Genomic DNA, 13,940 nt, shown 5'->3' on the forward strand with positions numbered 1-13,940 from the left:
CTAGCTGTACTGAGTTCAGTTCTGTAGCGTCCCGGGCGTCGGCAAGGTACCGGACCATGCCGCGGGGAAGGGAGCCGGATCATGAGCACCACACAGCAGCCCGCGCCGCCGGGGGAGGAGCCCGCGCCGGCGGAGGAGTCGGCGTCGTACGATCCACGTACGGTGCGCCGCGCGATGCTCGCCGGGAGCATCGGCACCCTGATCGAGTACTTCGATTTCAGCGTCTACGGCTATCTCGCCGTGGCGATCGCTCCGCAGTTCTTCCCGGGCGACGATCCGGCGGCCTCGACGCTGGCGGCGCTCGCGGTGTTCGCCACCGGCCTCGTGGTGCGGCCGATCGGCGGCGTCTTCTTCGGATGGATCGGCGACCGCTGGGGGCGTCGCAAGGCGCTGGTCTCCTCGGTCCTGTGCATGGGGGTGGCCAGCAGCCTCACCGGACTGCTGCCGACCTACAGCCAGATCGGCGTGTTCGCCGCGGTGCTCCTGTTCATCACCCGGCTGGTGCAGGGCATCTCCTCGGGTGGCGAGTCGGTCGGCGCCTACACCTACATCTACGAGTCGGCGCCACCCCAGCGCAGGGCCTTCCTCGGCTCCGTCACGCCCATCGGGTCCAATCTCGGGTTCATGTTCGCGGCCACGACGGCCGGAGCGATCTCCGCCCTCACCACCAAGGAACAGATGGGCGACTGGGGCTGGCGGCTGCCCTTCCTGATGGCCGTGCCGCTCACCCTCCTGTGCCTGTGGGCCCGGCTGCGGATCGAGGACACCCCGGAATTCAAGGAGGCCGCACAGCGCGCCGACATCCCCGCGGCTCCGATCCGGGAGGTCCTGGCCACTCACCGTACGGCGCTGCTGCAGTCCGTCGGCCTGGCCATGGCACAGGGCGGCGCCATCTTCCTCGGGCTGACGTACATCGGCATCTACCTGACCACCAACCTGGGATACGACACCACGCTGGTGTACTGGCTGTCCGCGGGTGTCGTGCTCGTCACCGTGCTGCTCATGGTGCCGGCCGGCCGGCTCGCCGCCCGGTTCGGCTGCCGGCGCGTCCTGATGGGCGGGCTGTTGGGCTTCCTGGTGACCGCCTACCCCGCGATGCTGCTGATGGGCCAGGGCAGCCTGGCGCTGGCCGGTCTGGCGTATCTGCTCCTGATGCTGAGCAGTGCGTTCGTGCAGGTCCCGGCGGCGAGTCTGTGGCCGCATCTGTTCGAACGCCGGGTCCGCTACACCGGTATGGCGATCGGGTACAACGTCGGCACCGTCCTCGCGGGCGGTACGGCTCCGTATATCGCGGCCTTCCTGGTCGACCGGACCGGGAACCTGCTCTCCCCGGCGTTCTTCGTCATGCTGGTCTGCCTGATCGGCATCGGTTCCCTGCTCACCGTCCGCAAGGATGTCTAGAAGGTGTTCGGCCGTGGCGGCGGCAGGCCGCCACGCACGGCGCCGCCACGCACGGCCGCGAGCCCAGCGCCGCTCTAATCCGCGGTGGAGTGGCCGCCGTGGCCGATGGTCTGGCCGCCGTCGATGAGGAACTCCCCGCCCGTCGTGTACGAGGCGTCGTCGCTCGCGAGGAAGAGCACCATGCGGGTGACCTCCTCGGGCTCCCCGATGCGCCGCACCGGCTGATGGGCGAAGAGCGCGGGTGAGGCGGTCTCACCCATGGACGTACGGATGACACCCGGGTGGACGGAGTTCACCCGCACCCCGCTGCCCGCCATGTCCAGTGCGGCGGCCTTGGTCATCCCGCGCACCCCCCACTTGCTCGCCACGTAGCCGATGCCACCGGCGAAACCCGTCATGCCGGCGGCCGAGGAGACATTGACGACGGCCCCGTGGCCGCGGTCGCGCATGCCGGGGAGGACGGTGTGCATGCCGAGGAACGCGCCCACCAGATTGACGTCGACGATCCGGCGGAAGTGCTCGGGCGACTGCTGCTCCACACCGCCGTAGTGCATGATCCCCGCGTTGTTGACCAGGACATCCACGGGGCCGAGGGTGTCCTCGACCGTGCGGACGACGGACCGCCACTGCGCTTCGTCGGTGACGTCGAGGTGGCAGTACCGTGTGTCGGGGAGTTCATCGGCCAGGGCCGCTCCCTCGTCGTCCAGCAGGTCGCAGACGGCGACCCGGGCGCCCTCCGCGACCAGCGCCCGTACATGCGTGGCACCCATGCCCCGGGCACCGCCGGTGACGATCGCTACCTTTCCGGTGAAGCGCATGCTGAACTTCCCTTCCGCAACCGTGAGTTGCCGTGTCCGTGAGCCCGCGCATCCGTGAGTCCGCGCGCTCGCGCGTCCATAAGCTCCGCGTCCATGAGCCGGAGCCATCAGTCCACCGCGAATGTGATCAGTCCGGTACGAGCACGGTCCGGCCCCGCACCTGGCCCCGGCGAAGCCGGTCGATCGCCTCCGCGGCGGCGGACAGCGGGAAGCGCTCCGTCTCGACGTGGAGCGCCCCCGAATGTGCCAGCGCGACGACCGCGGCCAGTTCCTGGCGCGTTCCCCAGAAGGGCAGTGAGAGCCGGAAGCCGGGTGGCAGGACACCCGGCTTGGACACCGTCAGGCTGCCGCCTCCGCTTCCCACGACGGCGAGTTCGCCGCCGGGGCGCAGGACGCCGGTCGCCAGTTCCAGCGTCTGTGGGGCGCCGACGAAGTCGAATACGGCGTCCGCTCCCACGCCACCGCTGCGCGCCCTCAGGACGCGGGCGGTGTCCGGTCGCATCAGGGTGCCGAAGTCCGCGCCGGAGCGGTCCGCGAGAGCCAGGGCGTCCTCGCGGACATCCACCGCCAGCACGCGGCTCGCGGTGGTCGCGTGGAGGGCCTGGACGGCCAGATGGCCGAGCCCGCCGACACCGATGACGACGGCGGTGGTGCCCTCGCCGAGGGCGTGCCGGAGCCCGGTCACGGCGTGGTAGGACGTCAGGCCCGCGTCGGAGAGCGGGGCGGCCTGGTCGGCCGGCAGGTCGCCGATCGGCACCAGATGGCGGGCGGAGGGGACGAGCAGATACTCGGCCATTCCGCCGTCCCGGCCCAGTCCGGCCCCGTGCCAGGCGAGGGTGTTCCGCCGATCGCAGTAGTTGTCGGAGCCCGCGGCGCACCGCGCGCAGGAGCCACAGCCCCACGGCCCGTAGAGCACCACGCGGTCACCTGCGCGCACCCCGTCGGCGGCGGGCCCCAGGGCCGTGACCTGCCCGGCCACCTCGTGGCCGAGGGTGAACGGCAGCCGGTAGGGGAGCGCGCCCGGAGCACCGTCGATGACATGCAGATCGGAGCGGCACAGGCCGGCGGCTTCGACCCGCACCAGCACCTCGGCGCCGTGGGGAACGGGCCGCTCGACATCTGTTGGTGCCGGAGCCTCGCCCCAGGCCGTCAGCCGCAGTGCCCTCATCTTCACCGTCCCGGGTCTTGTCAGCGCTGCGGCTGCCACGGTAACAGAGGTGAAGTCGGTTCAATAGATGGTTGCAGCAACGGAAGGGGATCGGTGCGATGAGCGAAGAGGCCCGCACGGGGAGGTTCGCCGACAGGGTCGCGATGGTGACGGGAGCCGCCTCGGGCATGGGCGCGGCGGTCGCCCGGCAACTGGCCGCGGAAGGGGCGCGGGCCGTCGTCCTGGCGGACGTGAACGGCGACGGCGCGGCGGCCGTCGCCGAGGAGTTGCCCGCGGCCCGGGCGGTCGCACTCGACGTCACGGACGCGGCGGGCGTCGACAGTGCCTTCCAGGATGTACTGCACCGACACGGGCGGCTCGACGTCCTGGTGCACGCGGCGGGGGTCGACGATCCGGAGGCGAAGCGGCGCATCGCGGACGCGGCCGTCGAAGGCCGACCGGTCGAGCTGACCGATTCCCTCGACGACGCCTCCTGGCGGCGGGTCCTGCGCGTGAACCTGGACGGAACCTTCCATGTGCTGCGCGCCGCGGTGCGGGTCATGCGGCCCCGCGAGGCCGGGGCGATCGTGGTGATCGGATCGTCGTCGGCCTTCGACGCGCCCGTCGGCTACCCGCACTACGCCGCCTCCAAGGCGGGTGTGCACGCCCTGGCCCAGGCCGTGGCCAAGGAGGTCATCGCGTCCGGGATCCGCGTGAACCTGGTGGCCCCGGGGCCGACGGACACGGGGATGGCGGCCCGCACTCCCGAGGCGCTGCGGTCGGCCTTCGCCGACCCGCGGGTGCGCCCGTACGCGACGCCCGAGGAGATATCCGAGATCGTCCTCTTCCTCGCGAGCGATGCCGCGGCGAACCTCGTCGGCGCGGTGCTGCTCGCCAACGGCGGCCGGTTCACCGCCTGAGCGGATCCGGGCCCGCCCCGATCCTGGCGCCGGATGGTCTTGCCTGCCTGGAGTCCCATGCCTACGGTCATGAATTGAGTTCAGTTCTTGCGCTCCTCGCCCGCCGTACGAGCACGATGGAGATCCCATGCACCGTCGCCACCCCGAGGTCGACCCCCAGCTACTGTCCGAAACGGACGAACAGCGACAATTGCGTACCGTCCTGCGGGACCTCTACGCCGAGGCGAGTGGCGTCGAGGAGGTGCGCAAGCATCTGGCCACCCCGCGCGGATACGACGAAGCGCTCTGGGCACGGCTCGCGGGCGAGATCGGCGTCCACGGCCTGGCCGTTCCGGAGGAGTACGGCGGGTCGGGCTTCACCTTCGCCGAACTGGCCGTGGCCCTGGAGGAATCCGGACGCGCCCTGTACTGCGCGCCGCTGCTCCCCACAGTGGTCCTGGCCGCACACGCCCTCCTGCTCAGCGGCGACCGTACGGCATGCGAGCGCTACCTGCCCCGGATCGCCGACGGCACGCTCACCGCCACCGTGGCCGGGTTCGGCCCCGGCGGCCCCGGTCGGCCCGGTGGCCCCGATCGGTCCCGCGGGCTCGCCGTCACCGCGGAACAGGGGGGCGACGGCTGGGTGCTGCGTGGCCGGGCGGACTTCGTGCTCGACGGGGCCGGTGCGGATCTGCTCCTGGTCCGGGCCGGAACGCCCGCCGGGCCTCGGATCTTCGCCTGTGAGCCTGCCCCCGACACCTGCCGGCGGACTCCGCGCCGCGTCCTGGACGAGACGCGGCGCCAGGCGCTGGTGGAATTCATGGGTGCCCCGGCCACTGCCGTGGGCACGGCGGAGGAGGCCGAGGGCACGGTTTCGGCCACGCTGGACATCGGGCGGGCCGCGCTCGCGGCCGAGCAGGTCGGCGGCAGCGGGCACGCGCTGGACGGCACCGTCGCCTTCGTGGCCCAGCGCCACCAGTTCGGCCGCCCCATCGGGTCCTTCCAGGCCGTCAAGCACCGGCTGGCCGATGTGCTGGTGGCGCTGGAGGCGGCGCGCTCGGGGTCCGCGTACGCGACCGCCTGCGCCGCCATCGCCTCGCCGCAGCTTCCGGTGGCCGCCTGCGCCGCCGCCGTGGTCTGCTCCGAGACCTTCCGCCTGGCGACGGCCGAGTACGTCCAGTTGCACGGCGGGATCGGCTTCACCTGGGAGCACCCGGCTCATCTGTACGTGCGCCGGGCGCGCGGCGCCGAGGTGCTGTTCGGCACGGCGGACCAGCACCGGACCCGGCTCGCCGGGCTCGTCGGCCTCGCCAGCCGCCCCGCTGCCTGAACTCGAATGGGTATGTCTCGATCAAGGGCTTGACACGGTGCGGCTCTGGAATCAAAGTTGTAGTGAATTCAGTTCAGTTTCAGAGGGGTGAGGGATGACAACGGAAGAAGAGATCCAGTTCGAGCGCGACGGCCACGTCGCCCGTGTGTGGCTCAACCGTCCGTGGAAGAAGAACTGCGTCACCGTGCCGATCCTGGACCGGCTCGACGAGATCATCACCGAGGTGGACGAGGACCCCGAGCTTCGGGTCCTGGTGGTGCGCGGCCGTGGCGGCACGTTCTGCTCGGGGTTCGACCTCGACAGCCTGAAGGCCGAGTACGTCGGCAAGTCGAACGCGATCGACGTCGCGGTGAAGTCCGCGAAGGTGTGCGACCGCCTGTACTCGATGAAGACCCCCTCGGTCGCGGTCCTGGAGGGCCATGTCACCGCAGGCGGCTTCGAGATCATGATCTCCTGCGACTTCGCCATCTCCGCCGACGACGCGAAGATCGGCGACTTCCACATCCGCCGCGCGCTCTTCGGCGGCGCCGGTCCGATCTACCGGGTGCCGCGCATGATCGGCATCCGTAAGACCAAGGAGCTGATGCTCACCGGCAAGCTGCTCTCCGGCATCGAGGCCGCCGAGTTCGGCCTGATCAACAAGTCGGCACCGGCCGAGGAGCTGGACGCGACGGTCGAGGAGTTCATCAGCCACCTCGCCGACAAGAGCCCCTTCACCATGTGGCTCACGAAGATGACGATCGACCGCAGCCTGGACGCCGACACCCAGTCGCTGATGGTCATGGAGCACCTCGCCGTGGGTGTGGCGCTCAACTCCGAGGACGCGAACGAGGGCGTGTCGGCGTTCTTGGAGAAGCGCGAACCCAAGTGGCAGGGGCGCTGATCCGGATGACCACGGATCCGCGGAGCTCCGCCGCCGGCGGGCTCCAGGGCGCACGCTGCTCCGGCTGCTCGGTGACGGTGTACCCCGCGGACGACACGTGCCCGCGCTGCGGAGGGCCGGCCGAACCGGCGGCCCTCCAGGGCACGGGCACGCTGTGGACCTGGACGGTGCAGCGGTACGCCCCCAAATCGCCGCCCTACCAGGCCCCGCCCGGAGGCTTCGAGCCGTTCGCGCTCGGCTATGTCGAGCTGGCGGAGGGCGTGCGGGTGGCCGCCGTCCTCGACGTCGACGACCTCGACGCCGTCCGTATCGGCATGCCGCTCTCCGTGACCGCCGGTCCCGGGGTGCCCCGGGCCAGGCCCACACCCCCGAGCGAGGAGGGCTCTTGAGCACCGATGTGCTGATCTGCGGCGCGGGGCGCACCCCGTTCGGCCGGTCGGAGACGACCGGCCGGCAGCTCGCCGTCGCCGCCGTGAACGCCGCGCTGGCGGACGCCGGGATCGCGTGGTCGCGGGTGCGGGCCGCGTTCGGCGGCAGCGACAGCGCGGGCCTCGCGGACACCCTGGTGACCCAACTCGGCCTGACCGGGCTGCCGTTCGTCAATGTCAAGAACGGCTGCGCCACCGGTGGCAGCGCGCTGGTCTCCGCCGTGAACGCGATCCGCTCCGGTATGGCGGACGTCGTCCTCGCCGTCGGCTTCGACAAACACCCGCGCGGCGCCTTCGATCCCAGGCCCGAGGACTGGGGCCTGGGCGCGGAGTACGGCAGCGACGGGCTGATGGTGACCACCCAGTTCTTCGGCATGAAGATCCAGCGTTATATGCACGACCACGGGATCACCCCGCGGACCCTCGCCCTGGTCGCCGAGAAGGCGTACCGCAACGGCGGTCTGACCCCCGAGGCGTGGCGGCGCGAACCGGTGTCCGCCGCGGAGATCCTGGAATCCGGCATGGTCAGCGATCCGCTGACCCGCTTCATGTTCTGCTCCCCGGGAGCGGGCGCGGCGGCGCTGGTCCTCTGCTCGCCCGAGGCCGCCCGCGCGATGGACGGCACACCGGTCACCCTGCGCTCGGCGGCCGTACGCACCCGGCGCTTCGGCTCGTTCGAGGTGTTCAGCCCGTGGATTCCCGGGGGCACACCGACCAGCGTCAGCCGTGACGCCTCGGCCGCCGCCTTCGAGGAGGCGGGGCTCGGCCCCGGCGATGTCGACGTCTGTCAACTGCAGGACACCGAGAGCGGCGCCGAGGTCATGCACATGGCCGAGTGCGGATTCTGCGAGGACGGCGAGCAGGAGCGGCTGATCGCCTCCGGCGCCACCGCGATCGACGGAACGCTGCCGGTCAACACCGACGGCGGCTGCATCGCCAACGGCGAACCCATCGGCGCCTCGGGTCTGCGCCAGGTCTACGAGGTCGTCCAGCAGCTCCGCGGCCGGGCCGGTGAGCGCCAGGTCCCGGACCGCCCCAGGATCGGCTTCACCCATGTGTACGGCGCCCCCGGCGTGAGCGCCTGCACGGTCCTGTCCCGTTGAAGGTCCCGTTGAGAGTTGCGCCGGATGTCCGCCGGAATGTCCCGCCGAATGTGCGGCGGAATGTCCCGCCGAATGTGCGGCGGAATGTCCCGCTGAACGGCCCCCCGATCGGAGGTGGAGGAAGAGATGAGCGGTATCCCGGAACCCGATGAGTTCCGCGCCGAGGCCCGGACGTGGCTCGCCGGAGTGGCCCGGCCCCGCGCCGCCGACGGGGAGTGGGGCAGCGGCTCCGACTCCGTCGCCGTATTCGAGAACTGGACCGAGGAGCAGGAGCGCGAGCACACCGCCCGCGTCCAGGAATGGGAACGCACCCGCTACGACCAGGGCTGGTCCGCGCTCAACTGGCCGCAGGAGTACGGCGGCCGAGAGCTGCCCGCGTACTACGAGCAGCTCTACCGCGGCGAGGAGGCGGCCTTCGACGTACCGCACCGCCCCGAGATCTTCCCGGTGACCCAAGCGCTCGTCGCCCCCGCGATCGGCCTGTGGGGCACCGAGGAACAGAAGAGCCGCTGGCTCGTGCCCATGCTGCGCACCGACGAGCTGGCCTGCCAGTTGTTCTCGGAGACCGAGGCGGGCTCCGACCTCGCCGCGGTGCGCACCCGGGCGGTGCGCGAGGGCGATGATTGGGTGCTGACCGGGCACAAGGTGTGGACCTCCGGGGCCCGCGTGGCGACCTGGGGCGTGGCGGTGTGCCGCACCGATCCGGACGTCCGCAAGCACGCCGGCATCACCGTCTTCCTGGTGCGCATGGACGCGCCGGGCGTCACCGTACGGCCCATCCGGCAGCTGACCGGTGGCACCAGCTTCAACGAGGTCTACCTCGATGGTGTGCGGGTGCCCGACACCGACCGGCTCGGGCCGGTCGGCGAGGGGTGGCGGGTCACGCTCAGCGTGCTGGCCGCCGAACGGCTCGACTCCGGCAGCCTCGGCCTGGACAACGCCGACCGGGCGCTGGACCTGGCCGGAAACCTGTCGCGCCCGCTCACCGGGAGCGAACAGCAGCGGGCCGCCGACCTCCACCTCCGCACCCTCGTCCAGCGACTCATGGGGCTGCGGGTGACCGCCGCCCTCGTCGCCGGGCGCGAACCGGGCGCGGAGGCATCGGTCGGCAAGCTGTACGCCACCGAGACCATGCGGCGCACCAGCGACCTGGTGTCCGAACTGCTGGGGCCGAGCCTCGTGGCGGACACGGGGCAGTGGGGCACCTACGCCTGGACGGAACACCTCCTCGGCGCCCCCGGCTACAGCATCGCGGGCGGCACCGACGAGATCCAGCGCACCATCCTCGCCGAGCGCGTACTCGGCCTGCCCAAGGAGCCCGTCCGATGAGCATGGCCACCGAGGTGCCGGAGCTGGCCGCCCGGGTCCGCGACCGGCTCGCCCGCCACCACCCGGGAGCCACGGTCGGCGAATTGACGGTGCTGCCGGGCGGCCACTCCGGGCTGACGTACGAGGTCGCGGTGGAGGATGCCCGGTACGTCGTCAAGGCGGTGCCTCCGGGGCAGCGGCCCGTCGGACGCAACGACGTCCTGCGCCAGTCACGGGTGCTCGGCGCGCTGGCCGGATCCACGGTGCCGGTACCGGGCGTCGTGGCCGTCGACGAGACCCAACCCGCCTGGTTCGCCATGGACTTCGCGGCCGGGGAGGCCGTCGAGCCGGTACTGGACGACCACGAGGTGGACCCCGCGACGGCCCGCGCCCGGATGCTGGAGATCGCCTCCGTCCTGCGCCGACTGCACGGCACCGATGTGGACACGCCCGGGCTCGACGCGCCCGCACCGCTGGACGCCGCCGGTGAGCTGGAGCGGTGGAGCCGCACCCTGCGGGCCGTTCCCGCCGAACTGCGGCCCGGCGGTGAGGAGTTGCTGGCGCGTCTCGCCGACGGCGTACCCCACGGCCTTCCGCCGGTGCTGCTGCACGGGGACTTCCGGCTCGGCAATGTGCTGTGCGTGGGCGAGCGAGCCGTGGCCGTCGTCGACTGGGAGATCTGGAGCGTCGGCGACCCGCGCATCGACCTGGGCTGGTTCCTGCTCTTCGCCGACCACCGCAACTTCCCGCAACTGGGACACGCCGTGCCCGGACTGCCCGGCGAGGCCGAACTGCTGGACACCTACCGCGACGGGCGGCCCGCGCTGCCCGCGATGGACTGGTTCCGGGCCCTCGGCCGCATGAAGATGGCCGCGATCATGGGCCACAACCTCCGCCGGCACCGCGAGGGCAAGCACCACGACCCGGACCAGGAACGCCTGCCGCCCACCATCGCCGCGATGATCCGCACCGCCCGCGACATCCTCGGCTGATCCGGCACCGGTACGCCCCCACCGAACAGGAGCAATCGTGGATTTCGGATACTCGCCACGGGCGAGTGAACTCCAGGACCGCATGCGGTCGTTCATGGACGAACACGTCTTCCCCGCGGAAGCGACGTACGACCGGCAACTGGCCGAAGGGGACGACCCGCACGCCCTGCCGCCGGTGATGGCCGAGCTGAAGGAGAAGGCCCGCGCCGAGGGCCTGTGGAACCTCTTCATGGCGCACGGCGACTGGGGCGCGGGGCTCAGCAACCTCGAATACGCGCCGCTCGCCGAGCTGGCGGGCCGCTCCATCATCGGCCCCGAGGTGTTCAACTGCTCGGCGCCCGACACCGGCAACATGGAGCTGCTCGCCCTGTACGCCACCCCCGAGCAGCAGGAACGCTGGCTGCGCCCGCTGCTCGACGCCCAGATCCGCTCATGCTTCGCCATGACCGAGCCGGAGGTGGCGAGCTCCGACGCCCGCAACATCCGCACCCGCATCACCCGCGACGGCGACAGCTACGTCGTCAACGGCCGCAAGTGGTACACCTCCGGGATCCTCGACCCCGACTGCAAGCTGATCATCCTGATGGGCAAGACCGACCCGGACGCGCCCACCTACCGGCAGCAGTCCATGCTGCTCGTCCCCCGGGACACCCCGGGCGTCACCGTCCTGCGCGATCTGCCGATGTTCGGCTACACCGACCGGCTCGGACACGGCGATGTGCTCTTCGAGAACGTCCGCGTCCCGGCGGAGAACATCCTCGGAGGGGAGGGCGAGGGCTTCGCGCTCGCCCAGGGACGGCTCGGTCCCGGCCGGATGCACTACGCGATGCGCGCCGTGGGCTTCGCCGAGCGCGCCCTGCGGCTGATGTGCGAGCGCGTCACCGAACGCACCGCCTTCGGGGGGCCCCTCGCCGACCAGGGAGTGGTCCGGGAGTGGATCGCCCGCAGCCGCATCGAGATCGAGCAACTGCGTCTCCTCGTCCTCAAATCGGCCTGGCTGATGGACACCGTGGGCAACGCCGCCGCCCGCATGGAGGTCGCCGCCATCAAGGTCGCGGCGCTGGAGGTCGCCCACAAGGTGGTCGACCGGGCGGTGCAGGCACACGGCGCGGCGGGGGTCAGCGACGACACCGTACTGGCCCGGCTGTACGCCATCACCCGGGCGCTGCAGATCGCCGACGGCCCCGACGAAGTCCATCTGCGGACGGTGGCCCGCCAGGAACTCGCGCACTACAAGAAGAAGACCGACACGGAGACGGGGGCGGCGTGAGCGCCAACAGCCTCGACGGCAAGGTGGCCGTCATCACCGGCGGATCCCGTGGCATCGGCCTCGGCATCGCCACCGCCTACCGGGCGGCCGGCGCACACGTGGTGATCGCGGCCCGTAAACCGGCCGGACTCGCCGAGGCCCGCGAGGAGTTGCTGCGCGTCAAGGGCGACGGCGACGTGCACACGGTGGTGGCGAACGCGGGCGAACCCGAGCAGGCCGAGCAATGTGTCGAGGAGACCATGGCCCGCTTCGGCCGCCTCGACCTCCTCGTCAACAACGCGGCGACCAACCCGTACCACGGCGATCTGCTCGACCTGGACCTGCCGCGCGCGGAGAAGACCGTCCGCGTCAACCAGTACGGCATGATCGCCTGGACCCGGTGCGCCTGGCGCGCCTGGCTGGCCGAACACGGGGGAGCGGTGGTCAACATCGCCTCCGTCGGCGGGCTCATCGTCGACCCGCACATCGGCTACTACAACGCCACCAAGGCCGCCATGCTCCATATGACCCGGCAGCTCGCCTACGAACTGGGGCCGCACGCGCGCGTCAACGCCATCGCCCCCGGCCTGATCAAGACCGAGCTGGCGCGGGCGGTGTGGGAGGTCCGCGAGCCGATCCTCACCGCCAAGCTGCCGCTGCGGCGCCTCGGCACGGTGGAGGACGTGGCCCATGCGGCGCTGTTCCTGGCCTCCGACGCCTCCTCCTGGATGACCGGCCAGACCCTGGTGCTCGACGGTGGCGCGACCGCCCTGCCGATCGGGGTGGAGGGATGAGCGCGCCCCGACCCGCCGCGGAGCTGTTCTCGATCGAGGGCAGGACGGCCGTGGTCACCGGCGCGTCCGCGGGGCTCGGCGCACGCTTCGCCGCCGTCCTCGCGCAGGCCGGCGCCACCGTGTTCGCCGCCGCCCGGCGGATCGACCGGCTGAAGGAACTCGCCGACTCCGACGCAACGATCCACCCCGTCGCCTGCGACGTCTCGCTCGCCACCGACCGTACGCGGCTGATCGAGACCGCGCGGACCACCACCGGCCGCATCGACATCCTGGTCAACAACGCGGCCACGTCCGGCGAGACCCGCGCCGAGGACGAATCCCCGGACGCCTTCGCCGACGTCCTCGGCGTCAACCTCACCGCCCCCTTCCACCTGGCACGTCTCGTGGCGGAGGCACCCGCCGGGGACGGCACGCCGCCCCGGAGCGTCATCAACGTCTCCTCCATCCTCGGCCTGGTCACCGCCGCCCCATTGGGCGGCGCGAGCTACGCGGCGTCCAAGGCCGGGCTGATCGGGCTGACCCGCGAGCTGGCCGGACAGTGGGGCCCGGGCGGAACCCGCGTCAACGCGCTCGCCCCGGGCTGGTTCCGCACCGAGATGACCGCCGACCTCTTCGACGACGAGCGCTCCAGCCGCTGGGTCGAGCGCAACACCCTGCTGCGGCGCGGCGGCGACGCCCAGGAACTCGACGGCGCGCTGCTGTTCCTGGCCTCGGACGCATCCTCGTACTGCACCGGGCAGGTCCTGACCGTCGACGGCGGATGGACCGCGCGATGAGGGTCGGCATCGAGATCGAGGACGGTCTGGCCCGCGTCACCCTGCGCCGCGGCGAGGCGGGCAACGCCATCGACCTGGAGATGGCACGCGGACTGCTGGACGCGGCCCGGGCCTGCGCCACCGAGTCGGTACGGGCCGTGCTGCTCACCGGCGAGGGGAAGTCCTTCTGCGTCGGCGGCGATCTCGGGGAGTTCTCCCGGCTCTCCGGCGAGGCGCTGGAAAAGCACCTCATCGCGGTGACCGGCGCGCTCCACGAGGCCCTGCGCACGTTCGCGGCGGGCGACGCGCCCGTGGTGGCCGCCGTGCAGGGCGCCGTCGCCGGTGCGGGCATCGGCCTGGCCGCGTCCGCCGATGTGACCCTCGCCGCCGACAACGCCTCGTTCACCACCGCCTACACCGGGATCGGCTACTCACCGGATGCCGGGGTGAGCTGGTTCCTGCCCCGGCTCGTCGGCCCCAAGCGGGCCCTGGACCTGCTGCTGACCAACCGCCGCAGCAAGGCGGCGGAAGCCGAGGCCATCGGCCTGGTGAGCCGGGTCGTCGCCCCCGACCGGCTGACCGCCGAGGCCGTCCGTACGGCCGAGACGCTGTGCGGCGGCCCCACCGCCGCCTTCGGTGCCACCCGCCGTCTCGTCGCCACCGGGCTGACCTCGGACCTCGGCACGCACCTGGACCGCGAGGCCCATGCGATCGCCGCCGCGGCCGCCTCCGCCGCGGGCCGCGAGGGCGTCGCCGCCTTCCTGGGCAAGCGGGCACCCGACTTCACCCGCGCCGCCCCCAGCACCTGACACCTCCCCGAAACCCCTGGAGCC

At 71.9% G+C, this 13,940-nt stretch carries 14 protein-coding genes; 12 read left to right on the forward strand and 2 right to left on the reverse strand.

Annotated features, from left to right (window positions below):
• Positions 1–81: 81 nt before the first annotated feature.
• On the forward strand, positions 82–1,401 hold the full coding sequence (locus tag STRVI_RS15020; protein ID WP_014056506.1) for an MFS transporter: 1,320 nt from the start codon (positions 82–84) through the stop codon (positions 1,399–1,401).
• Positions 1,402–1,475: 74 nt separating this feature from the next.
• Here the strand turns inward: STRVI_RS15020 and STRVI_RS15025 are convergent, their stop codons facing one another.
• Positions 1,476–2,219, reverse strand: coding sequence for a glucose 1-dehydrogenase (locus STRVI_RS15025; protein ID WP_014056507.1), 744 nt, complete (start codon positions 2,217–2,219; stop codon positions 1,476–1,478).
• Between the two features lie 127 nt (positions 2,220–2,346).
• Positions 2,347–3,387 carry an NAD(P)-dependent alcohol dehydrogenase gene (locus STRVI_RS15030; RefSeq protein WP_014056508.1) on the reverse strand — a complete coding sequence of 347 codons (1,041 nt, stop codon included), beginning with the start codon at positions 3,385–3,387 and terminating at the stop codon, positions 2,347–2,349.
• 98 nt (positions 3,388–3,485) lie between these two features.
• Between STRVI_RS15030 and STRVI_RS15035 the strand changes: the two genes are divergently transcribed.
• From STRVI_RS15035 to STRVI_RS15085, 11 genes are all read left to right on the forward strand, one after another.
• Positions 3,486–4,286 carry an SDR family NAD(P)-dependent oxidoreductase gene (locus STRVI_RS15035; RefSeq protein ID WP_014056509.1) on the forward strand — a complete coding sequence of 267 codons (801 nt, stop codon included), beginning with the start codon at positions 3,486–3,488 and terminating at the stop codon, positions 4,284–4,286.
• A gap of 127 nt (positions 4,287–4,413) precedes the next feature.
• The gene (locus STRVI_RS15040) at positions 4,414–5,595 is read left to right on the forward strand and encodes an acyl-CoA dehydrogenase family protein (protein WP_014056510.1); all 1,182 of its coding nucleotides are present in this window, start codon (positions 4,414–4,416) and stop codon (positions 5,593–5,595) included.
• A 94-nt stretch (positions 5,596–5,689) separates the two neighbouring features.
• Positions 5,690–6,478 (forward strand): enoyl-CoA hydratase/isomerase family protein, encoded by a 789-nt coding sequence (locus STRVI_RS15045; RefSeq protein WP_014056511.1) that lies wholly within the window; start codon positions 5,690–5,692, stop codon positions 6,476–6,478.
• 5 nt (positions 6,479–6,483) lie between these two features.
• A complete protein-coding gene (locus STRVI_RS15050; RefSeq protein ID WP_014056512.1) occupies positions 6,484–6,867 on the forward strand; it encodes a Zn-ribbon domain-containing OB-fold protein in 384 nt (127 codons plus the stop codon).
• Positions 6,864–8,009 (forward strand): thiolase family protein, encoded by a 1,146-nt coding sequence (locus STRVI_RS15055; RefSeq protein WP_014056513.1) that lies wholly within the window; start codon positions 6,864–6,866, stop codon positions 8,007–8,009. The genes STRVI_RS15050 and STRVI_RS15055 overlap by 4 nt, the downstream gene beginning before the upstream one ends.
• Before the next feature lie 126 nt (positions 8,010–8,135).
• Positions 8,136–9,338, forward strand: coding sequence for an acyl-CoA dehydrogenase family protein (locus STRVI_RS15060; RefSeq protein WP_014056514.1), 1,203 nt, complete (start codon positions 8,136–8,138; stop codon positions 9,336–9,338).
• Positions 9,335–10,309: a phosphotransferase family protein gene (locus tag STRVI_RS15065; protein ID WP_014056515.1), complete on the forward strand. Its 975-nt coding sequence runs from the start codon at positions 9,335–9,337 to the stop codon at positions 10,307–10,309. The genes STRVI_RS15060 and STRVI_RS15065 overlap by 4 nt, the downstream gene beginning before the upstream one ends.
• Positions 10,310–10,346: 37 nt before the next feature.
• On the forward strand, positions 10,347–11,579 hold the full coding sequence (locus STRVI_RS15070; RefSeq protein WP_014056516.1) for an acyl-CoA dehydrogenase family protein: 1,233 nt from the start codon (positions 10,347–10,349) through the stop codon (positions 11,577–11,579).
• Complete coding sequence (locus STRVI_RS15075; protein WP_014056517.1) at positions 11,576–12,352, forward strand: SDR family oxidoreductase; 777 nt, start codon at positions 11,576–11,578, stop codon at positions 12,350–12,352. Before STRVI_RS15070 ends, STRVI_RS15075 begins: the two co-directional genes overlap by 4 nt.
• The gene (locus tag STRVI_RS15080) at positions 12,349–13,128 is read left to right on the forward strand and encodes an SDR family NAD(P)-dependent oxidoreductase (protein WP_014056518.1); all 780 of its coding nucleotides are present in this window, start codon (positions 12,349–12,351) and stop codon (positions 13,126–13,128) included. Before STRVI_RS15075 ends, STRVI_RS15080 begins: the two co-directional genes overlap by 4 nt.
• Entirely contained in the window at positions 13,125–13,916 is a 792-nt protein-coding gene (locus STRVI_RS15085; RefSeq protein ID WP_014056519.1) for an enoyl-CoA hydratase/isomerase family protein, read from the forward strand. The genes STRVI_RS15080 and STRVI_RS15085 overlap by 4 nt, the downstream gene beginning before the upstream one ends.
• The last annotated feature ends 24 nt before the right edge of the window (positions 13,917–13,940 follow it).

The sequence above is a fragment of the Streptomyces violaceusniger Tu 4113 genome, from assembly GCF_000147815.2.
Taxonomy (GTDB): Bacteria; Actinomycetota; Actinomycetes; order Streptomycetales; family Streptomycetaceae; genus Streptomyces; species Streptomyces violaceusniger_A.